The organism is Bacillus cereus group sp. N21, assembly GCF_016483395.1.
Taxonomy (GTDB): domain Bacteria; phylum Bacillota; class Bacilli; order Bacillales; family Bacillaceae_G; genus Bacillus_A; species Bacillus_A pseudomycoides.
Window position 1 is genome coordinate 1 of sequence record NZ_JAEHBX010000428.1, and the last position, 238, is coordinate 238.

Below are 238 nucleotides of genomic sequence, written 5' to 3' on the forward strand. Positions count from 1 at the left end.
TTTCAAAGCGGGAAGGTTTGCGCTTATTTCAGCAGATGAATTAATTGTAGCGCATACGAACGAAACAGAGTATCGCTCATTTATAGCAAATAAGAAAAATGAAGCATTGCATTCAAGAATTATTGTAATGCCAGTTCCATACAATTTACGAGTGAGTGAAGAGGAACATATTTATGAGAAGATGATTCATGAAAGTGATGTATCGAATGTGCATATTGCACCACACACACTTCGTGTT

General features: G+C 36.1%; 1 pseudogene. It reads left to right on the forward strand.

Annotated features, from left to right (window positions below):
• Window positions 1-238 (forward strand): annotated as a pseudogene (locus tag JDS96_RS31500) (protein prkA); the annotation flags it as partial.